The organism is uncultured Methanospirillum sp. (assembly GCF_963668415.2).
Lineage (GTDB): Archaea > Halobacteriota > Methanomicrobia > Methanomicrobiales > Methanospirillaceae > Methanospirillum.
Window position 1 is genome coordinate 1,150,940 of the sequence record NZ_CAXXDL010000001.1, and the last position, 24,719, is coordinate 1,175,658.

Genomic DNA, 24,719 nt, shown 5'->3' on the forward strand with positions numbered 1-24,719 from the left:
AATCAGGATATCCTGATTTTTGAGATCAAAGTCGCTAATCTATTACGGCGAATCTAGAAAAAAAGTTAGAGATTCTCAATAGCCATCTCAATATCTTCTGCCTTGATGGTCTTTCTTCCGGCATGAGCTGCGAGTTTGTTGGCCTCTTTTGCGACCTTACCGATGTATGCCTCTGTTACTTTTACTAAAAGGTCGGCTGCATCTGAACCTACACGCTCTGCCCCGTTTGCTTTGGCAATTCGGGTAACTGCTGCAATTGGTAAATCGGACATAGTTTTCATTATTCAGGTATATTTATCCCCCAATATATATTTTTTAAGGTTAAGGTTCGTTTTCTCTACGAGGCTGTCCAAAGAGTTCTTTTACAGGATCGTAATTAGACAAATATTCCGGACTGGTATGCAAAGGCCTTCTGCATGGTCTTGATACCCCCGGTCACCGTGGTTGAATCTTTCCAGGTGTTGGTTGCAGAGGTCTTGTTCCAGGTTGCTTCTCCGTCCTCGGTTGTGCCGTCACGGGCATAGTTATCGTCGTCGCCGTCCCGTGCTTCCATGATGCTTCCGGCAAATACTGTCCTGACCGTACCTTCTGCAAATCCGCTTCCCGAGTTGGCATCAGGTGTGACTGCGATCTGGTAGTTGACTTCTGCCGGGTTGGCTACATCATCGGTGACTGAACGGATCTGACCGAGTGTTGAGACCTGTGCGCTGTTTACATTGACGAGGGCACTCTTTACAGATACGATGTTACAGAATGCCGGGAGCACTGCTGCATTACCTTCTGAGAATACACAGCGGATATCATCATCAGTGCCTGAGTAATTTCCTGCTGCATCGAGGGTGTACTCCTCTTCACCAACCAGGTGTGAACCCTCGGTGCTTGCGTAGGTCAGAACCTTCTGGGACTCTACATTGTACAGGCCATTCTGCTTGTCGTGGGAGTCAAAGTCAAAGTTCTTGTTCTCTGCAAGTTTTCCACCGTTGGTCAGGATGGCATCCTTGTAGTTGGTCATGGAGATCGACTGACCACCTTCAACGGCACCTTCAGGGATAGAGCCCGGGGATGCGATGATCCAGTTCATAGTTGACTTGTCATCCACTGCACCGGTTGCGTCGATGACGGTGTCGATGGAAAAGACCTGGTTTTCAGGAGTCTGGTTTGGAAGCCAGTCTGCTGAAACAAAACCTGGCAGCATAATCATGGCTGCGATGGCTACGAGAACGATGTGTCCATAATTCATGTATGTCCTCCTACTGGACGCTGACATATAGATATCAGCAATATACGATTCGTGTGACGAATATAATAAACGTGTGAAATATTCTCCCTAACGTGTTATTCTTACTATTAAGATCTGATCAAATTAACAGAAATCTCAGAAGATAATAGATTAAAACTTTCTGGATTTTAATAATCTAATATTTGTATCTTTGAGATACGCGCCAATTAGTAATTTTAATAGATTTTTTATATTGAATTTGATTATGATTCACCGATGTGATTGCGACCAGTCAATTCATTCGTAAATAAAAATCGTGTTACAGAATGATTTCAGGGGCATAAAATTACATTAGATAAAATGATCACACGTAAATAGAATTTAGTACTAACATGTAAACCGACATCGGTACGAGATGAAACTGTATGCATATCCCAGACGCATTTATACCAATCCCGCAAGCGGCAGTGTACTGGATTATTGCTCTGATATTTCTGGCCCTGGCCATCAGATGGGCAAAGAGTGAGATGAGCGAGGATAAGATCCCCCTGATTGCAGTTCTGGCAGCAGGAATTTTTGCTTTACAGGGATTCAATCTCCCGGTGAGTATGGGAACGAGTGGCCATCTGGTTGGTGGAGCACTTGCAGCAATCGTTCTCGGTTCTCCGTTTGCTGCAGTGTTTATCCTGTCTCTGGTGCTCGTTATTCAGGGTCTCATCTTTGGTGACGGAGGTCTTACCACGATGGGGGCAAACATCATCAACATGGGAGTCATCGGAGGATTTGTCGGGTACTACACATTCCATGGGCTCAACGGAGTTCTGAAGAATCCGTTTATCTCTGCAGGAGTTGCAGCATGGTTTGCCTGCCTGATCCCATCCCTTGCATGTGCGGTTGAGATGTTTTTCGCCGGTACATTCCCGCTTGTTCCAGGACTTCTGGCTATGGGAATCTACCATGCAGCGATAGGGATAATTGAAGGTATTGTCACGGCAGTTGTGATCTATCTTCTCTCAAAAGCACGGCCTGATCTTGTGAACTCGGCAGTAGGAGTTGTTGCTGTATGATGGATAACAAGACCTTCCTGATTGTAGGAGTTATTATCGCACTGGTTATCGGTGTGCTTGCAGTGTTCCTGGCATCCGGAGATCCCGATGGCCTTGAGAGCACCGCACTGATGGTTTCAGGACAGAAAGATCTGACAGGAGCAGCACCAGAAGACGGTGACGCAGAAGCTGTCGGTACCGGTACATTTACCTATGAATCACCAATGCCTGACTACTCGCTCGGTGAGGCGATGGGACCGCTCGGTGGTGTGATTGCGATCATTGTAGGGATTTTCCTGACGCTTGCAGTTGTTACCGGGGCAACCTGGCTTGTAAAACAGGGCAGTGATAAGACCAAGTCGTAACTCAGTATCAAGTTGATTGTACTAACAAATTTATTTTATAAATAAATCATTATCTCCCATTTATGTGAACATTCTCTATTGAGAATGGACGACTTCAGTCTTTTTTGCATTATTCTTTACGTAGTGCCTCCATTATGCTATCTCTCAATGAATTCTCTGAATAACGGGGATCGTGAATATCATTACCGGTGGTGATGAAAATATTTCATCTTGGTGTTGCATGTAACTCAGTAACGCTAAAATCAATAGGCTAACGCAGCAGGTTACTAACTTTAATGAGGAATATCCGTGACAAAAAAAGAAATTGAGATACTCTTTTTCAGAGTACCTCTGTGAGACATTTTTACTCAGTAAATATATTCTCGTAGATCGAGTCTGTGCCGGTTGACTCAAGACGTGCACGTTCTGCCCTCTCCTCTGCAAGTGCATGGATTGGCGGGGTCATATCCTTTCCAGGAACATGTCCGAACATCTTCTCGATCTCAACCTGCTGTGCATGCATGAAGAGTGCATTTCTGATATCCATTGCACAGAGTTCTTCACACTGACCGCAGTTGATACAGGAGTCAGAGATGTGTGCGAACCTGATCAGATGGAACATGAGGCCTGGGGGCAACTGTCCCGGGGTGACGAACCAGGGTTTCTTGGTTGAACACTCGACACAGTAACAGATCGGGCAGTTGTCAACACAGGCAAAGCACTTGATACACCGGGAACTCTCGTCCATGATGGTCTTGAGACGTTCTTTCCCGGTTCCAAGTCCGGCAAAGTCCTTCTTGCGCCAGTCGTCACCAAGCTTGAGCATTGCCTTCTCAACTTTGCCCCTGATATCGATACCTTTCGGGTCAGGGGTTGCAGTCTCGATTGCACCTTTGGATGATGCTGCAGATACGAGGTTTGCACCCTTCTCTGAACACACTTCGATAAAGGTTGCCTTTCCAGCCTTGTCTCCGATGACTCCCCAGTTACCGCAGGCGAGATCTGCACCACGGGGAACTTTCATCTTGCAGCGGCGGCAGTTGGACCGGCGACCGTATCCTTCTTCTTCAAGTTCGTCGATCTTGATGCCTTTGTGCCCGCCTTCGTACTCAATGATGAACTGACCCTTGTCGATCTCTTCCTTGTGAACGATGTTCGGGTCGACCTCGAACTTCTCGGTGATCATCTTCCTGGCAGCAACCGGGCTGACTGATCCTCCACAGTTGACGCCGATCATGATGACGTTGTCAAGGTTGATCTGATTCCGCTTTGCCAGTTCGTAGAATGCCATGACATCACAGCCCTTGCAGGTGACTGCGATCTTCATGTCCTTAGCGCCGTCAAGGTACTTCTTCAGGATCTTTGGCATCAGAAGAGTCCCGCAGTGCAGGGAACCTGCAGTTGATGCTATCTCTGCCGGATCGGTGATGAATGCAGGAACTGCATCGTAGATATCCTGACCTTTTTTCACTGCAAGGACCGCATCAACGGTCTTGGATTCGAGTGCATGTTTAAGCAGTGCTGTGACTGCCCCACCACACTCTCCTTTCTTCAGGATCTCTGCATCTTTTGCCCATGCATAAACCATATCACCTTTTGCTACCATCTTCAGGCCTCCTGGATCTTCTCAACTTTTACTGCACAGGCTTTTGACTCCGGAATCTTGGCGATTGGGTCAAGAGCGTTGATGGTCAGCATATTTGCTGCACACTCCACGAAGTGGAACGGTATGAACATGACACCTTTCTTGATGGTATCAGTGACACGGGCGGTGATCTGGATCTCTCCACGGCGGCTGATCGCCTTGATCATCTCGCCGTTCTTAATGCCGAGAGCCTTTGCATCCTCCGGGTTGATCTCAACCCATCCGGTTGGTTCTTCGCGTTCGAGGTTTTCAGATCTCCGGGTCATGGTTCCGGTGTGCCAGTGCCAGATACAGCGTCCGGTGGTAAGCAGGAACGGATATTCAGCATCTGGGCGTTCGGTCTGGTATTTGAACGAAATGGCAGTCATCAGACCCTTGCCATCAGGCATACCAAACTTTTCACCGTGGAGAATCGGAGTTCCCGGGTGTTCCTTGGTCGGGCATGGCCAGTGGAGAGCTTCAGGTCTGCTCAGACGCTCGTAGTTCATCCCTGCGTAGGACGGAGTGAGTGATGCCATCTCGGTGAAGATCTCTTCAACTGATTTCCAGGCAAACTGCTTCTCGTATCCCATTGCCTTAGCAATGTCGGCGATGATCTGCCAGTCTAACCGTGCTTCGCCTGGTGGGTCCTGAGCCTTTCTCCACATCTGGACACGGCGTTCGGTTGAGGTCTGGGTCCCGTCTTTTTCTGCGTAACAGGTTGCCGGAAGAACGACATCTGCGAGCACACTGGTCTCATTCATGAAGATATCCTGGCAGACCAGGAAGTCGAGGGACTTGAGTGCATGTTCGACGTGAGTGAGGTCAGGGTCAGAGATCATCGGGTTTTCACCCATGATATACATGCATTTCAGTTCACCGGGCTTGTCGGTGAGGACATCCATCATGGTGGTTACTTCGTACCCGTTCTTACCCTCTGCAATACCGTCAGGGAATCCCCATGCATCTTCGAACTTCTTGTGTGCTGCGGGATCGATGACTTTCTGGTATGCGGTGAACACGACCGGAAGGGCTCCCATATCACAGGCTCCCTGCACGTTATTCTGTCCACGCAGAGCGTTCACACCGGTTCCCGGGCGTCCGAGGTTTCCGGTAAGCATCTGGATATTTCCACAGGACTTGACGTTGTCAACTCCGGTGGTGTGCTGGGTGATACCCATCGAGTAGAGGATGGCTGTTGCGCCTGACTTTGCATACCATTCTGCTGCAGTCTTCAGATCCTCGACCGGAACACCGGTGACGGTAGAGACGTTCTCAAGGCTGTATTCAGGCTTCATTACCTCGCTCTTGAGATCCTCAAACCCGTTACAGCGCTTCTCGATGAATTCCTTGTTTTCCCATCCGTTCCTGATGATCTCCTGCATCAGGCCGTTCAGGAGACAGACATCAGTTCCAGAGTAGAACTGCAGGAAGAGATCAGCCTGTTTTCCGGTCGGCGTCTTCCGGGGATCTACATAGATAACCTTGGCACCGTTTGCCTTTGCCGTCATGATCTTACGACCGATGAGCGGGTGGTTCTCAAATGTGTTGGAACCGATGACAAAGACACACTTTGCCTGAGCGATATCGAGAATGGAATTGGTCATTGCACCGGAGCCGAAAATATTTGCAAGACCTGCTACCGTAGATGCATGACAGAGGCGGGCACAGTGATCAATATGCCGGGTTTTGAAGACACCACGAGCGAACTTCATCATCGCGTAGTTGTCTTCGTTTGAGACACGGGCTGAGGAAAGAACAGCACACTCATCGGGCTTGAATGTCTTGAACTTTTCAGCGATGAGTTTGAGTGCCTCATCCCAGGTGGCCTCTACAAACTTCCCGTCCTTCTTAATCAGGGGAGTAGTGAGACGGTCTGGGGAATTGATGAACTCATGGGCATACAGTCCCTTCGGGCAGACCTTCCCCTCGTTCACCGGTGAACGCTGGTACGGTGCAGTCCCAACGACTTTTCCGTCCTTAACCACAAGGTTGAACGAACAGCCGGTGCCGCAGTACGGGCATGTTGTCTGAACATAGCTTAGTTCCATTAACGATTCCTCGGTAATATCAAGTGGTATATTCAGTAAGATAAGCCTTCTGAATTTTTCCTGGAAGTTGTTGAATAGCGGTGGGTAATTTGACACTGCGAGCTGCAATCATATGCTGACAAATCTGGATTAATTGATAATATTTCAAATATATGAAACAAAAACAAAGATTTTGGCAATAAATATAGAATATTTTTGATAATGGATGCGCATTTATAGAGAATCCCCCGATTTTCACAGGGCCTCCTGTGAGCAATGAGTACGGGCATGAATTTTATCAAAAAAGGAAGTTTTTCATGCAATCTATGAAAAAAACCAGAGTAATACAATTTCTATCCATTTGGGGGATAATTTTAATGAAGAATTGATTGAGATATTTCCATCAGATCTGTCGGTTTTTTGGTCTCTCAACCTTGACAAACGCTGACTTCGGTTCCTTACAGGGAGGACATCTCCATGTATCAGGGAGTTTTGTAAACGGTGTTCCAGGCGGAATGTTCTGGGTAGGATCACCGATCTCAGGATAGTAATAATACCTGCACGGATTGCACCGGTACACATCCATGTCAGGATTAGAGGTGGAGGCTACTTTTTTCATAATTCATCTCCTGGTGCAATAAAGCACATATCTTTTCTGTCATGAAAGAGGAATCAAAAATCGTGAATTGTATGGAATTTAAAAAATGAGGATATGAAGCGGTGATTACCGCTTCAGGGTTGAGATCAGGCGGGAGACTTGAGAAGGTTTCATGTCAACGTCAAAGTTGTCAAAGATGTATGCCCTGACTTCCTGGACACTGGGCTCCTTCATCTCTTTCAGTGCTGATGCCAGCTGATTCGTCTGCAGATCGTTCAGACGAACCTTCTTCTCTGAATGTACAGCAACCTTTGCTTCTGTTGCATCTGATTTTTCTACTGATCCGAGATAGATCTTCCCGTAGATGATCTCGCCTTTCTTCTTGCCGTGACGTTCTCCAAGGTCACCGAAGTACACCTGGAAGTTCATCATCTTGCCGTCAAATTCAACCTCTTCGGTGTGGTCGTACTTGTATGAGGGCATCATACGCTCGACACCGCCAAGGCAGTAGATATCTCCCTTGACCATCTGGCCACCGACACGGCCTTTTGCGACACCACGAACAATGATCGTTCCACCATCTGCATGGGTTGCAAGGTGAACATCTGCGTTGCCACCGATATCGATGGTCCCGCCATTGATGTTTGAACCGACATCAGATCCTACATTGCCCTTGATGACGATCTTACCACCCTGCATACCACGCCAGTCGCCACGGTAGGCTGCACCGATGTAGTTCTTTGCATTCCCTTCGATGATCAGTTCTCCACCGACCATCGCAATTCCTGCAAATGAATCTACATTGCCCTTGACAAGGATTTTTCCGCCGGCCATCCAGGCACCGACATACATATCTGCATTACCAAGGACTTCGACCTCTCCGGCGGTCATCTTCATGCCGATATATTTGACCTTACTGACATCGCCTGCAACAACGATCTTCGTATCTGCAGCGGTGGCTCCGGCCTTTCCTTCAACAGTGAAGTAGTCTGCGATCTTGTAGGTCTGGTTCCCCATGTGAACAGAAAGATCCCCAATCTCCTGGGTGCTCTTGCCTGCAAACACATCAGGAGAGATGTGTTCAGCCTCAAGGTAGAGTTCAGGAACAACTTTTGCGGTAAGTTTTACAGTATCCATTTTCCCTTCCCCCCTTCAGTTCTCAACCTCGATCACGTACGGGTTTGCAACGTAGTGGTCTGAAACTTCGTAGTTGTTCAGGTTGACACTGTAATACTTCAGGAACTTCATCTGCACATCACGCTCAACCTGTTCATTGGTTGGAACTTTTGCATCAACCCAGAGGGTACGTTTGTTTCCGTTGCTGACGATCTCACCGTTGTCTACAACAAGGGTACCTGACTTGAAGACATGGGTTGCAGCACTGAATGCCTTCTCGATCTCTTCTGGATCCTTGATCTTGGCTTCATTGATGTCGTAGATGACAACATCTGCTTCCATGCCCGGGGCGAGTCCTCCGAACATATTCGTTAATCCGAGGGATTTTGCCGGACCTGCACGGGTCATCTGTGCGAGTTCGTAGAAGGTGATCTCACGGTCGAGAGATGCAAGGTTGGTTGCTGCAATGACCTTGTCAGAGTACTTGAATCCCTTGAGCATCTCCTGTCTGGACTTGTCAGACATGAGCCACTTGAAGATCCGTGGGTACCTGGTGAATGGTCCTGCGTTCGGGTGGTCGGTGGTGATAAAGGATCTCATTGGATCTTTCGTATAGAGAGCGAGTTCGAGACCGATTGCCCACTGAATTGCACAAACCTTGACGTTCGGATCGTAGACGTATGGCACGATTCCTGAGCTGGTCTCAAGTTCGACATCCACGTTTGCCCACTTGAGGTGGTTGAGGGTTGTCAGATGGTGCTCGAACGGACCGTCAGCGGTCATCGTGGTGGTCTCGTCGAGGGTCACACAGCCTAGGTCAATGGTCATGTTCTTGTTTGCATTGACATAGTCCATGATCTCCTTGGCCTTGGACTCAAAGTTCAGCCAGCTGTCTCCACCGTAGGAGTGGAACTGGACATGGGTGTGATGGAAGACCTGGTCACGACCAAACTTGTTGTTCGGCTTGACACCCTGGGCGAGCTTGAAGGTATCAAGAGTATCCGTGTAGTTTCCCGGGTTGCCGAGGTTGTTGGTGTGAACGTGGATCGAGTGTGGGAGGCCCATCTTCTCGTTGGCAGTGAGGAGCCCCTTCATGATCTCGGCAGGGGTGATGTCAAAGTACGGAACCGGGTCATGAATGGTTGTGCAGTTCTCTCCCCATCCCCAGGCTTCTGAACCACCGGGGTTCACAATCTTGATTGCATATCCCTTGGTGGTCTTAAGCAGCCAGGAGATGTATGCCATGACATTGTCCATCTCGTTGTTCTTGAGGTACTCAAAGACAAACCAGTTGTTTCCAAAGACCGGGAATGCACCCTCGTCGATGATCGGTGTGTCCTTGATCTCCTCATGCACGTGGCGGGCGTAGAGTGGTGGCATTGCTGCCTCCATGACGGTGGTGTATCCCATCTTGGCATACTCATACCCGGTCTTGAACGTGGTTGGGATAGAGAATCCACCTGCCATGCGGGTGTGCTTTCCGCCTGGCTGGTAGGAGAAGAGTTTATCTTCAGGTCGGTAGTTCCGGCCTTCGTTGACTTTTGGTCCTGCTACGTGTGCATGAATCTCGACTGCACCTGCCATGACGGTCTTGCCCTTGGCATCGATGGACTTTGCCTTGGAAGAGACCTTGTCTACGATCTTGCCGTCCTTGATACAGATATCCTTGACCTCTCCCTTGACCTCGGTCTTCGGGTCGTAGACAGTTCCGTTTTTGATGATATATTCGCTCATGTTCTCTCCCTCTAGTTAGCCTTGAGCTCTTTTACTCTCGCGAGAACCTCAGTGAGGAACTGCTGGTCGGTCATCATGCCCTCTGGTGGTTCTACAACTTTGCGTGCCTCGATTGGGACGTTGTCCATACGATAGCAGTTACCACCGACTTCAACACCGACGAATGCTACCGGGACGTGTACGTCACAGATTTCAGTGGTTGGTGTGATGTGTGGATCGATTGCAACAGAGGGGAGTCTGGAGATCTCCTTGACACACTTCATCGGGAAGTGTGCACCCGGGTCACTACCAAGCACAAAGATTGCATCTGCCTCCTGGCGTTTGAGGACCTCGATAGAGCCGGTCTCTCCGGGATTATATCGTGCAAATCCACGTGACAGGTCAACAGAGTATGGGAATCCATACTGCCAGCCGAGCACCTGACCTGATCCGGTCACATTGTAGTGACCACGCATTGCAACGATCGAGAACTTGGTGTAGTCGTTGAGATCCTTGGTCAGACAGATGGCTGCATCGATGTTGTGGTCTTTTCCAAGCGACTGGGTAACACCCATACCGAAGAAGATGACTCCGAACCGTCCGGACTTGAGAACTTCAACAGCTTCGTATACAGTCTCCTTTGGAACACCTGCGATGATATCACCGACAAGAGGTTCGCCACGGAGAGCTGCACGAAGTGCCTGGAGGAGTTCGTAATCATATCCCTGCTCAACCTGGAGATGGATATCAGCAAGGGTTGAAGTGTCGGTTGGACGTGGGTCTACGACGATGATCTTCCTCTGTTTTGCTCCCTTCCCGGTGAAGTATCCACGTGGGAAGATAGAGTACCGGGACATGTGGCGTGGGTGAGCGTGTGCCGGGTTGCATCCCCAGAAGATGATCCGGTCTGCACGGTTCTTGACTTCTCCAAGTGTGCAGCTTGGGATACCCACATTCTGAACAGCTATTAGGGTGGTTCCGTGACAGACTGCTGCAGTGTTATCAACAATACCACCACAGAGTTCTGCAATCTCGTGGCCGACACTGTCTGCTTCGCATGAAGTTGAAGACCAGCCGTACATCAGTGGCTTTTTTGCGTTTGAAAGGATCTTTGCAGTGTGTTCGATCGCTTCTTCGTATGATATCTCTTTAAAAGAACCGTCTTCCTGCATCTTGCGTGGTCTGGTGACCCGGTGGGAATGGTCAGACGAGTGAATGAACTTCTCGGCCCCGATTGCACAGGCGTTGTCAACACCCAGAATCTTCTTCCCTTCATCATCGGTGGTGACGATAAGGTCATCACAGAGCGTACCACAGAACGGGCAGACTACATCAGTGATCGTTTTTGACATCAGTTATCACCAAAACAGTATTCGCGAACGAGTTCGACTGAGGAGAGGACCTTTTCTTCTGGAGCTGGTTCAACAGTTACCGGCACTCCTTTAAACGTGGGCATGCCAGTCGAGTAGGTCTCAGTGCTGGTTACCTTATTTGCCCAGGGTCCCATCGGAATGAATGCTATGCCCGGGTGCGGTCCCTGTGTTGCTGCTATTGCCTTGACTACAACACTCCCGAATTCGCTTGACACTTTCACGTTGGTGTTCTTCATAACGCCGAGTTTTTTAAATTCGGCTTCATCCATCTCGATGATTCCACAGGCAAGGCGGTAGTTATTCTTCTCCTTGCCACCTTCCATCGAGACTCCCTGTTGGATGGTGCGACCTGATATCAGGTTGATCGTAATCGAGCTCATTGTGTTCCTCAGTTTGGTACAAATGCTCTGAATGTGGTCAGTTGTAGTATTCTGGTTGATCCCACCATGCTGTGACTCGCAGGCCGGCCTGAAACTACACTGTCACGTTACAGTAATAGAACTTCTTCTGAAGTACTATTTAAGTAACATCATTCAGATCTAATAAAGTTGTGAAAATTGGTGATCAGAGTTACAGAATATAAATAATAGATTGTTAAAATTGATTGTGTGTTGAATTGATCTACAAAAATGTTCTTTGCGCTATCTCGCAAATATCTTCCAAATTCTGAGCACCACACATATATTTTTTCTGGGGATTTTCATGCCAAGACTAATTCCCAGATCGTATGCCGCACTTATGGATATTTATAGTGAATCAGTATGAATCGTGCAATCAAATTGAATTTGCTAGAATTCTATCCGGAAAACCAGAATCCCAATCTGGTTGATATACTATGACCGGCAAACAAATAGCTGCAGAAATCTTCTGCACTTTTCCTCGGTAGGCAGAATCACCATGAAGCATGAACTCGGGAAAACACCTCATGGTTCGGGTTGATTCTGCCGGAACACCTTTATTGTTTCTGCTCGACCTTTTTAACCGAGCAATACATGATGGGGCCCTTGAATATATAAGTCATATGGCAGTTGCGGACCACATTTTGTGAAATATGGTGAGAAGACCAGCTAGGATTAGATAATAATCATTTACTATCCAATTTTTTTATTTTTTGATCTTTACTATTGGTTGCGTGCCCAGTAATCCGATAAAATCCGATTTTATTGATATACCAAGTGATATCCGTGACAACATTCTTCAAGAAACCTATGAACTTACAAGGTGCCGCAGACTTGATGATTTATAGATGATATGCCAGGATTTTTTTAATCGAAACGTCTAAATTTTTTCTTAAGTATAGAGTAATCATATACTTCAAATGAAAAAAGATAAAATAAAAACCTGGTAATCAAACATTGACTATTCAGTGCGAGATATTTGAACAGTATGTCTGCGAACCCAGACCCGGAATAAGGATGAGAGGTTTATCACTACTATTCTCCCAATACAGTTAGGACTGAATGATATGGATGAAGAGAAGATACAGTCTATCTTTGAGCAGGAAGGGGTACCTTCAGATCTTTCCTGTAACAAAGCGTTAGAGATACCTGATACGTTTGGCATTACAAAGCGGGAAATTTCCAGATTTTGCAGTGAGCACTCAATTAAAATTCGTACCTGTCAACCAGGCCGTTTCTCATGACCCGGTTTCTTTCAGTCATCTCTGTTGGAGAAGCAATCAAAATTATTAGAAAGATCGCAACTCCAACACAACCTGAGATCATACCGTTATCAGATTCGATCGGAAGAGCACTAGCCTGTGATGTTACCTCTGATGTGGATATCCCCGGGTTTGATCGCTCAACAGTAGATGGATACGCTGTTCATGCTTCAGATACCGTCGGTGCCAGCGAATCGATTCCGACTATGCTATCATTATCAGGAAGGGTGGCAATGGGAGAAGACAGGAGTATTTCTCTTCAGCCTGGCTCCTGTGTATACATACCCACAGGAGGAGTTCTTCCATGTGGGGCCGATGCAGTTGTCATGATCGAATATTGTGAGGAACTTGATGATCAGATTCTCATACACAAGCCTGTTTCTGTAGGTGAGAATAAGATCTCCAAAGGAGAAGATTTTGGAACTCATCGACCGGCAATTAAAGTTGGAACAATAATCAATTCACGGGTCTGCGGAGTGCTGGCTGCCTGTGGCTGCAACAGTGTTACTGTTACATCTCGACCACGTATAGGTATCATTTCAACAGGGAATGAACTGGTACCGGTCGATGAAAAACCGAAAGGTGGAGAGATCCGGGATGTAAACACCTGGCTTTGTACCGGATTTGTATCAGAGGAAGGTTGTATTCCGGTCGTGTACGGTATCATCCCTGATGACCGCGACTCCTTGACTCAGGCACTTGACGAGGCTCTGGCTTCATGTGACGCTGTTCTGATATCCGGAGGTAGCTCAAAAGGGGAACGGGATATGTGTGCTGATATCATCGCCTCCCGCGGAGAGGTTCTGGTTCATGGTATTGCCATCTCACCGGGAAAACCAACTATTATCGGAACTGCAAATGGAAAGCCGGTAATTGGACTTCCCGGTCACCCGGCATCAGCATATATTATACTCCTTGTTCTTGTTCGGGAACTCCTCAAGGGAATGAGGGGAGTCACCTCTTCTGAAAGATATATCCATGCCCCATTAATGGTCCCTCTAAAATCAGTACAGGGAAGAGAAGATTATGTCAGGGGTGTCTTTGATGGAAAGTTTATTCTCCCGGTACTGGGAAAATCCGGACTTACGAATACTCTTCTCTTAAGTGATGGAATTATCAGAATACCTGGATCTGTTGAAGGATACGAAGCAGGAGAGATTGTTGAGGTTCTTATATGGTAAAGGATTTTGATGGAGCGACCCGGTATCTCACACTCACATCCCTTGATGAGGCCCTGAAAATATTCCAGGGTCAGTTTTCATGTATTCCCGGCATTATAAAAATTCCGGTTCAGAACTCAAGTGGGAGGATTACTGCAGAAGCCGTTTTATCTCCGTTATCTATTCCTGCTGCACATCTTTCAGCCATGGATGGTATTGCCGTAAATAGTGCTGAAACTGCAGGAGCGACAGATCAAAACCCGCTCACCCTCGCGAATTTTAAACGAGTTAATACTGGAAATGTAATTCCTGACGGGTTTGATGCTGTGATCATGATAGAAGATGTCATGGAACAGAACGGTTCATACCAGATCTTCGCTGCAGCTCACTCATGGCAACATATCAGACCAGTCGGGGAGGATATTGCAGAGACAGAAATGGTCATTCCTTCCCTCACCCGGATTCGACCGGTCGATATCGGTGCTATGATCAGTTATGGGGTACCAGAAGTGCCAGTTCTAGATCTCAAGATTGCCCTGATCCCAACCGGAAGTGAGATCATACCAGTCGGGACGAAACCGCTTCCTGGCCAGGTAATTGAGAGTAATATGTACATGGCATCAGCTATGCTCTCTGAAGCCGGTGTATCTGTCACCCACTACCCAATCATACCCGACGATCTGGACAAGATCCGTGATGTAGTAAAAAAAGCCGCAGAAACGCATGATGTTGTTATCATTTCTGCAGGGTCATCCAAAGGGACCAAAGATTTTACAGCCCAGGTTATTGAAGAGTTAGGCTCCGTAATCATTCATGGCATCGCTATCAAACCTGCAAAACCGGTTATATTAGGAAAAATTAATTGCAGGCCGGTCATCGGTATGCCAGGATACCCAATTGCCTGCCATACCATACTCCGTGAGATTGTTGTGCCTCTCCTTTCCTGGTATGGATTTACCATTCCGGAACCTCAATCCATTCCAGTTCAGTTGGCAAGTGCATTGCACTCATCGATAGGAACAGATGAATTTGTTTTAACGACTGTTGGAAAAATACACGATGATTGGATTGCTTCTCCACTCTCCCGTGGTTCAGGAGTTCAGATGAGCATGGTGAGAGCAAATGCATATCTGAAGATCCCATCCGCTCAAGAGGGGCTGGAAGCAGGTGAAAAAACCACCGCTTATCTGACAGTAAGCCCTTCCGTTGCAGAACAGGTTGTGATGATCACAGGGAGTCATGATCCGGTTATTGATCATCTTGCCAATTTGATCAGACCTTCTGGAATCCAAATTGCTTCATTACACGTAGGAAGTATGGGAGGTCTTTTAACGTTAAAACGGGGATACTGCCACCTTGCACCGATGCATATGCTTGCAGAGGATGGACAATATAACATTCCATACCTGCAGAAGTATTTCCCTGGTGAAGAACTGGTTCTGATATGTGTGGCAGAACGAGTACAGGGTATGGTCTCCCGGGACTCACTAGACTTTGATGCACTTACAACTCATAGGTTTATAAACCGCCAGCGGGGATCAGGAACCAGAATGCTTCTTGATCATCTCCTGAAGCAGAAGGGAATCGTATCCGGACAGATTGATGGATATGACAGAGAAGCGACCACTCATCTCGGCGTTTGTCTTGCAGTGAAAAGCGGTGATGCTGATCTTGGTATGGCAGTTTATAGTGCAGCTCATTCTTTTTCACTTTCATTCATCCCGGTTGGTGTTGAAAGATACGAACTTGTAACGACCAGAAAATTATATGAAAGCGATTCTCGTATCAGGGCAATTGCTGATCTCATACAAACCCCGGAGTTCAAGAGAGTACTCACTGAACTAGGAGGATATGAGATTGAGAAAACAGGAGTGATACGAAGGTGTGGCTAACCTTGGATCTATCAGGATCCCTGACATTTCCTATGTAAGAACTCTCTCAATTCTCTTTTCAATTTCTTACATGGGAATGAATAATAACTACCATCATCTCCCTATTTATTACAGAGATATTATCGATGACGTTCACTCAGGTCACTACCACATGCCCGTATTGTAGTACTGGCTGTTCACTAAATCTCATGGTGGAGGATGGGAAGGTTATCGGAACTGCTCCATATTATCGATCACCGGTAAATGAAGGACGTGTCTGTCCGAAGGGAACGTATTGTCACCAGTTCATAGGAAATCCAGATAGATTAAAAAAGCCTTTGATCAGAAAAGGGGATATTTTTTATGAAGCAGACTGGGAAGCTGCCCTTAATCTGATCGCCAAGCAATTTTCTTCATATAAACCAGAGGAACTGGCAGTACTCACATCAGCACGGTGTTCGAATGAAGATAATTATCTTGCAATGAAATTTGCAAGGGGGGTTCTGAAGACCCGTCATATCGATCACTGTGCCCGCCTTTGTCATTCCGCCACAATGGTTGGCCTTAACCTTGCATTTGGATGCAATGCGATGACCAATTCGATTCCAGATATCAGTGAGTCTGACTGCATCCTCTGTCTCGGGAGTAATACTCTTGAACAGCATCCCCTTGTTGGAAGACAGATCATCAAAGCACGTTCACGCGGTGCTCATGTAATCTCTGCAGATCCCAGGTTCACTCCAACTGCAGTCCAATCTGATCTCTTTATTCAGTTTTACAGCGGTTCAGATGTTCTTCTCCTCAATAGTATCATGGGAGAGATCATCAGGAACGGTTGGCATGATCAATCATTCATCTCTGAACGAACAAACCAGTTCGAAGCAGTAAAAAAGGTCGTCCTGCAGAGACGCTATGAACCGGAGATTTCAGGGGGGCTATGTGGGGTAACTCCGGACCTGATTAGAAAAACTGCTGAATGGATCGGAACGGCAAAAAAATGCACAATATTATACGCAATGGGCATTACCCAACAGACAACCGGGGTAGATAATGTAAAATCTATTGCAAATCTGATGATGCTCACCGGAAACATCGGTCGTCCTGGGACTGGCGTTAATGCATTACGTGGTCAGAATAATGTGCAGGGAGCCTGTGATGCCGGTTGTCTTCCAAATTTTTTCCCCGGATACAGCGCAATAACCGATGGAACTGCTCATAGGAGGATATCCAAATTATGGGGATTTCCTGATGGCATCTGTGAACCTCGCGAAGGATATGATATCAATACCATGTTTGAGCAGCTCAGATCATCATCCCCACACATCAGATCCATGTATCTTATCGGAGAAAACCCAGTTGTTTCTGAACCTAATCCTACAATAATTATCGATGGACTAAAAAAAGTTGACTTTCTCGTAGTTCAGGATATTTTTTTCACAGAAACTTGTCAGTACGCTGATGTTGTTCTTCCAGCAGCATGCTGGGCAGAAAAGGATGGAACTCAAACAAATACTGAACGCAGAGTCCAACGAATCAGAAAAGCGGTTGATCCACCTGGTGAAGCTAAACCAGATTATGAAATTATCACTGCTCTTGCCAGAAAGATGGGATATGTTGAGCAGTTCGATTACAATGATGCAAAAGAAATTTTCGAGGAGATGTGCTCTGCCATTCCACAATACCGGGGAATGACATGGGAGAATGTCAGCAGACCTGAGGGCATACACTGGCCATGTACTGAATCAGCTATGTTGGGAACTCAGATCCTGTATACTGATCATTTTGCACATCCTGATGGAAAAGGTGTCTTTTTCCCCGTAGAATGGAAAGAACCTGCAGATCTCCCTGATAAAAAATTCCCTTTCCGATTAACCACCGGCCGGTTGATCTGGCACTGGCAGTCAGGTACTATGACGAGGAGATGTAAAAACCTGAATGATGAGGTGAATGAAGGATATTTGGAGATGAATCCTGAAGATGCGAAAATTCTGAAGATCAGCAGTAATGATCTGATCAAGGTGACATTCAGGAAAGGCTCTCTTGTCTGTAAAGTGCGGGTATTGTGGGATATTAAAAAGGGGACCGCATTTATCCCTCTTCACTTTATCGAACGAGTATCTGCAAACGTGGAATTAAACTCATCAGAACCGCTACCATACATGTCTGAGTATAAAGTGGCTGCAATATCCATCAAGAAATATCAGGAAGAAAAGGAATGATCCGCTCAGGGGATGTGTATTATGCCTGGTCAACAGATCCGATAATCCGGGAAGGAGGAAGTTCTGGAGGATTTGTTTCAGGATTACTTGTTCATCTACTCGAAAGCAGGATCGTTGATGCCGCCGTAGTGATGAAAAAAGGGGCTGACATCTATGATGCTTCTATGGCAGTATTAACTGACCACCATGAGGTTGCTTTATGTTCAGGGTCATTGTATTGTGGAACTCTCCTCAATGCCAAATATCTATACCGGTACCTTCAGAGCAATCCCGGGCAGAATGTTGCAGTAGTCGTAAAAGGGTGTGAAGCAAAGGCAATCATCGAACTTGCTAAAAGAAATCGGATAAATCTTGATAATCTCATCCTCATTGGGTTAAACTGCAGCGGGACCATAAATCCGATTATTGCCAGGAAAATGGTTCGTCAGAGATATGGTCTTGATCCAGACACTGTTGGTTCCATCTATTTTGCACATGGAATGTGCCAGGTTGAAACTTCAGATACTATGTATTCACTGCCAATCGAAGACCTTGAACAAGAGGGATATGGACGGAGATTGTGCTGTCAGCGGTGCCAGACGAGAATTCCCAGGCAATGTGATCTTGTTTGTGGAGACTGGGGAGTAATCGGCGAATATACCGGGAATACCACATGCATAGAGGTATGCAGCAAAAAGGGCGCGGTAACTCTTGAATCAGCAATCAATAATCATGCTATCATGGTTGAGGCTGCAGACCCTCATGGAGTTGAAGCCCGATCCCGTGTTGAAGAAGCAATGCAGGCACTCAGCTTGAAATGTCGCACTGATCAGTTTTCAAAAATCCCACCTGGTGACCAGTTACTGAAGAGCATGATGCTTGATATGTCCCGGTGTATCAAGTGCTATCAGTGTACTGAAGGTTGTCCCCTTTGTGTGTGTGAAGATTGTCAAACCAAAAAACCCTGGCTCGTCAAGCCCGGGCAGGTTCCTCCCCCATTTATGTTTCATCTCATCAGAGCCTCACATATCGCAGACTCCTGCATCAATTGTGGTCAATGTGAGGAGCGTTGTCCTATGGAAATCCCCAATTCCTTGTATATGCATGCACTTCAGACAGAATTAGAGACGATGTTCGGATACCATGCCGGTGAACATCGAGGAATCCCTGTCGTTTCAAAAGTGAATGAGTGGGAAGAGTGGGAACACAACTACGGAAATACCTTTGAAAAAGTTATTGAGGTATTTCGTGATCAGGGAGAGTATTGAAACAGACTCATCCTATTTTGTTGGAAACCCACAAACCTCCAGTATCTCCTCTTGTGTCACCGGGTAATTCCAGTATTTACGGGAGAAGAGGTCTGACAGATAACATATTGAAAGAGGAATAGGTAGTCCGTATATCTTGGCATAACTTACCGGAGGGATCTCATGTGCCAAAAAATTCCTGATAGTTCCCCGGTCTATCACTACACCTACAGAATTGAGTATTTTTGAAGCGTGATTAAAAGAGTGATCCCAGGCCAGTGTCATACAGAGATCAGCTACAGGTGATCCAAATTTTGTATTCGGGTAAAACGGAGCACGGGCATAACATAATTTTCCACACTCCTGGCAGTAATATCTATAGACCCGAACACTGATTATTCGTTTCTCCCCATTTTCGATGACTGTAGCAAAACGCTTCAATCTGACATCATGAAATTTAACGGGTCCCTTACAGTAATGGCAATGATTAATAAGGGTGAACTCCATCAGGTCAATACCGGAGAGGGCGGTAATGATAACACTTGAGAGGAGAGATGGGATCTTGATTACTTTCACTGCACTACCTGATTATTATTCAATTTGTTTCAGATCAATAAGAGCCATACGATTTGAATGCGAGAACCGGTGTATGATTGGTCTTATACACTGATCAAATGATGATATGTATTCATCCTCATATCCTTCTCTGGAGTCCTTTCCTGGAAATGTAAGTTTCCAGATGTGGGTATGCCATTGCAATGATAACCCCCCCAATAAATGATAGTGCCATTCCACCAAATATGGCTATGAGTACCATACATCCGGAGATGAAGCGATTATCAGTACGGATTCCCTGAGCGATTAACTCTGCCGCCACAACCATCAGGAGCACTCCAAATAGTCCCTGGGGGAAACTCTGAATCAGGGCAGGATTTGTAAAAAGTGATGCAAGCCAGATAAGGATCACTCCTCCTATTATCATCGTATATCCGCTTTTTCCTCCAAACCTGCGATGGGCCGCAACACCCCCGGCTCCGTGACATAATGGAAATCCCCCAAGCATAGAGGTTGTCAGGCTCATACACCCTACAGAAATACTCAACTTATTTGGGGAGACTTTGTATTGATAGAGATCACTGATAAGAAGAGATGTTGCAAGAATTGCATTCGCGATCGTTATCGGTATCTGGGGGAGAACCAGATTCATCCCTGCAGTATTAAAATCAGATATGGCGGGAAGAACCAATGTTGGAAGAACAGGAGGGTTCAATTGCGGTATTCCATAACTATACAAAACGCAGGCAATTCCCAATACAAATAATAAGAGTGCTGAAAAATCAGGAGTTTGTCTGATCCTTCTGAAAAGGTACACAAGAACTATGCACAAGATTCCAATGATAAATGATGGTTTATCCAATAGTCCAAAATCAAGTAATGAACTTTTTAAAAGGATGAATCCAAGACCTAACTGGAGGCCTCTTACTACTGATGACGGGATATGATGTTGTATCAAGTCCATCCCATGAAAAACACCCAGAAATATAAAGAAAACTCCAATTAAAATTCCAGATGCTATGATAATTTCTGGAGAGAAATGCCCGGCAATGGAGATCGCTGCAACTGCTTTTAACGGTTCAACAGAGACGGGTACTTTATAGATAATTCCTGAAAGGATGTACCATCCTCCACATAAAAGGAGCATTAGGGAGAGTGACATCCCCGATGTCACAGATATTGCGACTAAGAGTGGGAGTATTGTGCCAAAATTTCCTACAGATCCTGTAAAATCTCCTAGCGATATCATACAATTCTGATATGACTATACTTGAACAGTCAGGTTTTGTGGCATCAGATGAACAGAAGGTGCTTTAAATGACAACTGAACCTCCATTCCCCGTTTGAGATTCATCTCCCGGACTGATTGTAGCGTAACTTGTGATGCCAGAACTATGCCATTACAAGAGACCAGAACATGATTGATGACACCATAAGGCTGAACATCAGTAATTATTCCGGACAGGACATTCCTTGCGCTGGTTTTTCCTCTCTCATCAATATGCAATGTGATCTCTTCCGGCCTTATAGCAACCATCACTTCTTTTTGTGGAATAGAGCTCATTGAGTAAATTATCACACCACCGAGATCTACCTGAACAAGACCATTATCAAACGGGCTTGCTACTCCCGGGAGAATATTTCGAATTCCAATAAACCGTGCTACATCTGCCGAGCACGGTTCTGAAAAAACATGAGTTGTCTCACCAAACTGAACAAATCTCCCATCCATCATTACAGCAATAATATCAGCCATTCGTTGACCCTGATAGAGATCATGTGATGACATGATTACAGTAGTCCCGCAGGTCCGGTTGTAGTATCTGATGAGTTCCTCAATTTTTGTTGTAGACACTGGATCAAGGTTCGCAGTTGGTTCATCCAGAAGAAGGAGATCAGGGTTTGTGATCATGACACGGGCAAGTGAGACACGTTGCATCTCTCCACCTGAAAGAGTTCGGGCTTTTCTATGTTCATATCCGGATAACCCAATCTCATCGATCTTCTCGAGCACTCGCCTCTTAATCTCTTCCTTAGAAACACCCCGATATTTCAAACCCATAGCGATATTTGCCGACACAGTTTCGTTGAATGCTACCGGAGTCTGAAAAACCATTCCCATTTTACGTCTGGTATCGGTGGTGTTTTTATGATTCGAAAGAGGAATACCATTAACGGTGATGTGGCCGCTGGATGGAGTATCGAGGAGATTGATAAGTCTGAGGAGAGTGGTTTTCCCCTGTCCTGATGGACCGATGATGGTAAAAATTTTCCCGGATGGAATTTCTGCAGTTATATTGTTGAGGATTAGACGATCTCCAAAGGATTTTGATATCTCTTGTAATTGTATCATGATTCACCGCTGTTGGAGGTAACCCATTAGTAAATTGATGATCAACGCAATGCCCAGAAGGATTATTCCAAGAGCCAGAGAAAGAGTAAAATTTCCCATTGATGTCTGGAGGGATATCGCAGTGGTCAGAACTCTGGTATGACCTTTAATATTTCCACCGATCATGATAGCTGCTCCAACTTCAGATATTGCTCTGGAGAATCCAATCACAACCGCTGCCATTATTGTAAATCTTGCTTCTCTGATATGACTCATGAGAAACTGGTATTTTGTGGCTCCAAGTGACCGGATTGTATCAGTTATGATTGGATTTATGTTCTGCAGGGCTGCTATTGTCAATCCAGTCATTATCGGGATTACAAGAATGGTCTGACCAAAGATCATACCGTTTGGAGTAAAAAGAAATCCTAAAAACCCGAGTGGACCTGTACGTGAGAGGAGCATATAGCAGACTAACCCGACTATCACAGTTGGGAGTGAGTATAATGTCTGAATCAGGCTGATTAATGTCTTCTTTCCTCTAAATTGGTTGAAATTTATCAGGGTCCCTAAAGGAAGAGCAATTATTGTACTTATTGCCACTGATGTAAATGTAATCTCCAGGGTTCGTGCTGTTATCTCAATAACATCAGGATTCCATGTAATTAGCAGCGTAATTGCAGTATAGATCGCTGATGCGAGGTCTTCCATCAGTATAAAAAAAGAGGTCTAACCGGTAAAGGTTTACGCAACCGGACTGGAAATTTCTTCATCAGTAACATTTAATTTTGCAGCATCGCCTTTTGCCGGAACGAAGAGTGGTTTTCCATACTTTTCAGTTCCAAAATCGGCCAGCCACTTCTGGGTTGCATCACTGATGAGGAAGTTCTCCCATTTCTTTCCAGTGTCAACATTTATGCCTGCATCGGAGAATTTTTCCGGATTGACCCGAATTACTGCATACACATTAAGGAGATCAGAACCATCAGTGATTACTGGTTTGAGAGTGAGATTTCCAGCCATTGTGTTGTAGGTCGAAGAATCAGTTAATACATACGCATCCTTCTCGTTTGCCATGTTGAGGGTCTGACCCATTCCTGATGCTGCATCGATATACCACGAAGTCTTGTTTACTTCAGAGTAATCGAGACCGGCACCTTTCCAGAGGAGTTTTTCACGTGCATGGGTTCCGGATCCATCTCCGCGTGAGACAAAGACAACTTTGCTGTCAGTCTTTCCTGCATCTGCAATAGTCTTGAATGCTTCAGTTGCACTCTTACCTGCGATCTTGGCTGGATCAGATTCCGGGCCTGCAATCATGAAGTAGTTGGATCCAAAGACTCTCCGATCAAGTCCATTACCAGAATCAAGGAACTTGTTCTCTGCAGCCCTGTCATGAACCATGACGATATCAACATCTCCAGAATTTCCATATCCAATGGCCTGGCCGGTTCCTACAGCGATCCATTCAACTTTGACATTATTTTCAGCCTCAAATTGCTTGGCAAGTTCATCAAGAACCCCGGTTGCATCAAGGCTGGTAGTAGTTCCGATCAAGAGCCGATCTTCGGCATGCTTAGTCCCATTGATATCCTTGATCTTCTCTGCAGAAACTACTACTCCACTGCATAGGAGCAATGCAGCAATCAGTAGAATAGTCCCAAGTACTGCTCTCTTCATCATATCGTAATACCCTCTTTTTCACAATCATATAAACTTAATCAAGTTGATATTATTGACAGAGATTTATTTAAATTACATTTTAGAATCGTTTGGTGTTTTTAATTGTCTTATATAATAAAATAAAAATAAATATGGAAGATGCGGTGATTTGTGGTGAAAAAGATCTTTGAAAGTAAATAATTACCAATTGTAAGATATCGGAAAGTTAGTCATATAGTAAAAAAAGTATGACTTAAGGAATTTTGCGCAAGCAGTAGAAATAAAAATATACTCATCACCGGGTGGGTCTGGAAAAGTTCGACCAAAAATATTCGAGGAAAAAGTTAGATGTTTTCAATAGCCATCTCGACATCTTCTGACTTGATGGTCTTTCACCCGACATGTGATATGGGTTTGTTCACTTCTTTTGTATGTTGTCATGAAAATGAATTGCATTTTCATAAATTGGGCCTGCTGAGAATCATCATGCCGTTTTTGTATGTATGCTTCTGTTTGATCAACTTAGGTAATCGAAGTTGAAACCATGAAACCGATCGTTATCACTGAGGTGAGCGATCAGGGACATTATTGAGTGGTCAGTAATCTGATGGAAAAAGGAGTATTATGGATTTGGACAAACTGTCAGGATGCTGATATGGGGATTTGAACCCCAGTCGATGGAGTGAGAGTCCAACATGATTGACCGAACTACACTATATCAGCGTTAGAATAAGAACAATAGCAGCGTAGAGGTTCTCCCGAGGACTCGCGTACCTCAGTACTGGCTTCTACGTGAGGTGTCTTAACTTCCGGGTTCGGAAAGAGACCGGGTGTATCACACCTGCTTTGGCCGCTATTGAGAGCCAAGGTCCGGATTTGAACCGGAGTATAGTTGATCTGCAGTCAACCGCGTGGCCGCTCCGCCACCTTGGCTTAGCTTGAGTTAGTCAAGACTATGTATTGGAATGTGC

20 protein-coding genes, 2 tRNA genes and 1 rRNA gene are annotated in these 24,719 nt (G+C 45.7%); 6 read left to right on the forward strand and 17 right to left on the reverse strand.

The window, feature by feature from the left end:
* Positions 1 to 65 precede the first annotated feature (65 nt).
* Together ACHZA2_RS05245 and ACHZA2_RS05250 are read right to left on the reverse strand one after the other, a co-directional pair.
* Positions 66 to 272 carry a histone family protein gene (locus tag ACHZA2_RS05245; protein ID WP_319578831.1) on the reverse strand — a complete coding sequence of 69 codons (207 nt, stop codon included), beginning with the start codon at positions 270 to 272 and terminating at the stop codon, positions 66 to 68.
* 104 nt (positions 273 to 376) lie between these two features.
* Positions 377 to 1,240, reverse strand: a complete 864-nt coding sequence (locus tag ACHZA2_RS05250; RefSeq protein ID WP_319578832.1) for a hypothetical protein — start codon at positions 1,238 to 1,240, stop codon at positions 377 to 379.
* A 404-nt stretch (positions 1,241 to 1,644) separates the two neighbouring features.
* On the opposite strand from ACHZA2_RS05250, the gene cbiM reads away from it, so the two are divergent.
* Entirely contained in the window at positions 1,645 to 2,286 is a 642-nt protein-coding gene (cbiM, locus tag ACHZA2_RS05255) for a cobalt transporter CbiM (RefSeq protein WP_319578775.1), read from the forward strand.
* Positions 2,283 to 2,630, forward strand: coding sequence for a PDGLE domain-containing protein (locus ACHZA2_RS05260; protein WP_319578833.1), 348 nt, complete (start codon positions 2,283 to 2,285; stop codon positions 2,628 to 2,630). The genes cbiM and ACHZA2_RS05260 overlap by 4 nt, the downstream gene beginning before the upstream one ends.
* A gap of 343 nt (positions 2,631 to 2,973) precedes the next feature.
* On the opposite strand, the gene ACHZA2_RS05265 is transcribed toward ACHZA2_RS05260, so the two are convergent.
* The 7 genes from ACHZA2_RS05265 to ACHZA2_RS05295 form a co-directional block, all read right to left on the reverse strand.
* Complete coding sequence (locus tag ACHZA2_RS05265) at positions 2,974 to 4,215, reverse strand: Coenzyme F420 hydrogenase/dehydrogenase, beta subunit C-terminal domain (protein ID WP_319578834.1); 1,242 nt, start codon at positions 4,213 to 4,215, stop codon at positions 2,974 to 2,976.
* Between the two features lie 2 nt (positions 4,216 to 4,217).
* Positions 4,218 to 6,284, reverse strand: a complete 2,067-nt coding sequence (gene fdhF, locus ACHZA2_RS05270; protein WP_319578835.1) for a formate dehydrogenase subunit alpha — start codon at positions 6,282 to 6,284, stop codon at positions 4,218 to 4,220.
* A gap of 382 nt (positions 6,285 to 6,666) precedes the next feature.
* A complete protein-coding gene (locus ACHZA2_RS05275) occupies positions 6,667 to 6,882 on the reverse strand; it encodes a rubredoxin (protein ID WP_319539816.1) in 216 nt (71 codons plus the stop codon).
* Between the two features lie 105 nt (positions 6,883 to 6,987).
* Positions 6,988 to 7,998 (reverse strand): formylmethanofuran dehydrogenase subunit C, encoded by a 1,011-nt coding sequence (locus tag ACHZA2_RS05280; RefSeq protein ID WP_319578836.1) that lies wholly within the window; start codon positions 7,996 to 7,998, stop codon positions 6,988 to 6,990.
* Between the two features lie 15 nt (positions 7,999 to 8,013).
* Positions 8,014 to 9,711 carry a formylmethanofuran dehydrogenase subunit A gene (locus ACHZA2_RS05285; protein ID WP_319578837.1) on the reverse strand — a complete coding sequence of 566 codons (1,698 nt, stop codon included), beginning with the start codon at positions 9,709 to 9,711 and terminating at the stop codon, positions 8,014 to 8,016.
* A gap of 11 nt (positions 9,712 to 9,722) precedes the next feature.
* Positions 9,723 to 11,042, reverse strand: coding sequence for a formylmethanofuran dehydrogenase subunit B (locus ACHZA2_RS05290; RefSeq protein ID WP_319578838.1), 1,320 nt, complete (start codon positions 11,040 to 11,042; stop codon positions 9,723 to 9,725).
* Positions 11,042 to 11,443: a molybdopterin dinucleotide binding domain-containing protein gene (locus ACHZA2_RS05295; RefSeq protein ID WP_319578839.1), complete on the reverse strand. Its 402-nt coding sequence runs from the start codon at positions 11,441 to 11,443 to the stop codon at positions 11,042 to 11,044. Before ACHZA2_RS05295 ends, ACHZA2_RS05290 begins: the two co-directional genes overlap by 1 nt.
* Before the next feature lie 1,258 nt (positions 11,444 to 12,701).
* Between ACHZA2_RS05295 and glp the strand changes: the two genes are divergently transcribed.
* The 4 genes from glp (at position 12,702) to ACHZA2_RS05315 (ending at position 19,220) form a co-directional block, all read left to right on the forward strand.
* On the forward strand, positions 12,702 to 13,904 hold the full coding sequence (gene glp / locus ACHZA2_RS05300; protein ID WP_319578840.1) for a gephyrin-like molybdotransferase Glp: 1,203 nt from the start codon (positions 12,702 to 12,704) through the stop codon (positions 13,902 to 13,904).
* The gene (locus ACHZA2_RS05305) at positions 13,898 to 15,775 is read left to right on the forward strand and encodes a molybdopterin biosynthesis protein (RefSeq protein WP_319578841.1); all 1,878 of its coding nucleotides are present in this window, start codon (positions 13,898 to 13,900) and stop codon (positions 15,773 to 15,775) included. The genes glp and ACHZA2_RS05305 overlap by 7 nt, the downstream gene beginning before the upstream one ends.
* Before the next feature lie 125 nt (positions 15,776 to 15,900).
* Positions 15,901 to 17,973: a formate dehydrogenase subunit alpha gene (gene fdhF / locus ACHZA2_RS05310; RefSeq protein WP_319578842.1), complete on the forward strand. Its 2,073-nt coding sequence runs from the start codon at positions 15,901 to 15,903 to the stop codon at positions 17,971 to 17,973.
* Positions 17,970 to 19,220, forward strand: a complete 1,251-nt coding sequence (locus ACHZA2_RS05315; RefSeq protein ID WP_319578843.1) for a Coenzyme F420 hydrogenase/dehydrogenase, beta subunit C-terminal domain — start codon at positions 17,970 to 17,972, stop codon at positions 19,218 to 19,220. The genes fdhF (ACHZA2_RS05310) and ACHZA2_RS05315 overlap by 4 nt, the downstream gene beginning before the upstream one ends.
* A gap of 12 nt (positions 19,221 to 19,232) precedes the next feature.
* Here the strand turns inward: ACHZA2_RS05315 and ACHZA2_RS05320 are convergent, their stop codons facing one another.
* The 8 genes from ACHZA2_RS05320 to ACHZA2_RS05355 form a co-directional block, all read right to left on the reverse strand.
* Positions 19,233 to 19,775 (reverse strand): hypothetical protein, encoded by a 543-nt coding sequence (locus ACHZA2_RS05320; protein WP_319578844.1) that lies wholly within the window; start codon positions 19,773 to 19,775, stop codon positions 19,233 to 19,235.
* Between the two features lie 118 nt (positions 19,776 to 19,893).
* Entirely contained in the window at positions 19,894 to 21,003 is a 1,110-nt protein-coding gene (locus ACHZA2_RS05325) for a putative sulfate/molybdate transporter (protein WP_319578845.1), read from the reverse strand.
* Between the two features lie 15 nt (positions 21,004 to 21,018).
* Positions 21,019 to 22,107, reverse strand: coding sequence for an ABC transporter ATP-binding protein (locus ACHZA2_RS05330; protein ID WP_319578846.1), 1,089 nt, complete (start codon positions 22,105 to 22,107; stop codon positions 21,019 to 21,021).
* A 3-nt stretch (positions 22,108 to 22,110) separates the two neighbouring features.
* Complete coding sequence (locus ACHZA2_RS05335) at positions 22,111 to 22,797, reverse strand: ABC transporter permease (protein WP_319578847.1); 687 nt, start codon at positions 22,795 to 22,797, stop codon at positions 22,111 to 22,113.
* 33 nt (positions 22,798 to 22,830) lie between these two features.
* Positions 22,831 to 23,769 carry a substrate-binding domain-containing protein gene (locus ACHZA2_RS05340; RefSeq protein WP_319578848.1) on the reverse strand — a complete coding sequence of 313 codons (939 nt, stop codon included), beginning with the start codon at positions 23,767 to 23,769 and terminating at the stop codon, positions 22,831 to 22,833.
* A gap of 627 nt (positions 23,770 to 24,396) precedes the next feature.
* Positions 24,397 to 24,471, reverse strand: a tRNA-Glu gene (locus tag ACHZA2_RS05345).
* 13 nt (positions 24,472 to 24,484) lie between these two features.
* Positions 24,485 to 24,606 (reverse strand): 5S ribosomal RNA (gene rrf, locus ACHZA2_RS05350).
* A 3-nt stretch (positions 24,607 to 24,609) separates the two neighbouring features.
* A tRNA-Cys gene (locus ACHZA2_RS05355) sits at positions 24,610 to 24,681 on the reverse strand.
* Positions 24,682 to 24,719 lie beyond the last annotated feature (38 nt).

Bases quoted from the DNA above. Each gene is read 5' to 3' on its own strand.
- ACHZA2_RS05245 (WP_319578831.1), bottom strand. From the start codon at position 272: ATGTCCGATTTACCAATTGCAGCAGTTACCCGAATTGCCAAAGCAAAC.
- cbiM (WP_319578775.1), top strand. From the start codon at position 1,645: ATGCATATCCCAGACGCATTTATACCAATCCCGCAAGCGGCAGTGTAC.
- ACHZA2_RS05290 (WP_319578838.1), bottom strand. From the start codon at position 11,042: ATGTCAAAAACGATCACTGATGTAGTCTGCCCGTTCTGTGGTACGCTC.
- ACHZA2_RS05305 (WP_319578841.1), top strand. From the start codon at position 13,898: ATGGTAAAGGATTTTGATGGAGCGACCCGGTATCTCACACTCACATCC.
- ACHZA2_RS05260 (WP_319578833.1), top strand. From the start codon at position 2,283: ATGATGGATAACAAGACCTTCCTGATTGTAGGAGTTATTATCGCACTG.
- ACHZA2_RS05315 (WP_319578843.1), top strand. From the start codon at position 17,970: ATGATCCGCTCAGGGGATGTGTATTATGCCTGGTCAACAGATCCGATA.
- ACHZA2_RS05335 (WP_319578847.1), bottom strand. From the start codon at position 22,797: ATGGAAGACCTCGCATCAGCGATCTATACTGCAATTACGCTGCTAATT.
- fdhF (WP_319578835.1), bottom strand. From the start codon at position 6,284: ATGGAACTAAGCTATGTTCAGACAACATGCCCGTACTGCGGCACCGGC.
- ACHZA2_RS05280 (WP_319578836.1), bottom strand. From the start codon at position 7,998: ATGGATACTGTAAAACTTACCGCAAAAGTTGTTCCTGAACTCTACCTT.
- ACHZA2_RS05250 (WP_319578832.1), bottom strand. From the start codon at position 1,240: ATGAATTATGGACACATCGTTCTCGTAGCCATCGCAGCCATGATTATG.
- ACHZA2_RS05275 (WP_319539816.1), bottom strand. From the start codon at position 6,882: ATGAAAAAAGTAGCCTCCACCTCTAATCCTGACATGGATGTGTACCGG.
- ACHZA2_RS05265 (WP_319578834.1), bottom strand. From the start codon at position 4,215: ATGGTAGCAAAAGGTGATATGGTTTATGCATGGGCAAAAGATGCAGAG.
- ACHZA2_RS05340 (WP_319578848.1), bottom strand. From the start codon at position 23,769: ATGATGAAGAGAGCAGTACTTGGGACTATTCTACTGATTGCTGCATTG.
- ACHZA2_RS05295 (WP_319578839.1), bottom strand. From the start codon at position 11,443: ATGAGCTCGATTACGATCAACCTGATATCAGGTCGCACCATCCAACAG.
- fdhF (WP_319578842.1), top strand. From the start codon at position 15,901: ATGACGTTCACTCAGGTCACTACCACATGCCCGTATTGTAGTACTGGC.
- ACHZA2_RS05285 (WP_319578837.1), bottom strand. From the start codon at position 9,711: ATGAGCGAATATATCATCAAAAACGGAACTGTCTACGACCCGAAGACC.
- ACHZA2_RS05330 (WP_319578846.1), bottom strand. From the start codon at position 22,107: ATGATACAATTACAAGAGATATCAAAATCCTTTGGAGATCGTCTAATC.
- glp (WP_319578840.1), top strand. From the start codon at position 12,702: ATGACCCGGTTTCTTTCAGTCATCTCTGTTGGAGAAGCAATCAAAATT.
- ACHZA2_RS05325 (WP_319578845.1), bottom strand. From the start codon at position 21,003: ATGATATCGCTAGGAGATTTTACAGGATCTGTAGGAAATTTTGGCACA.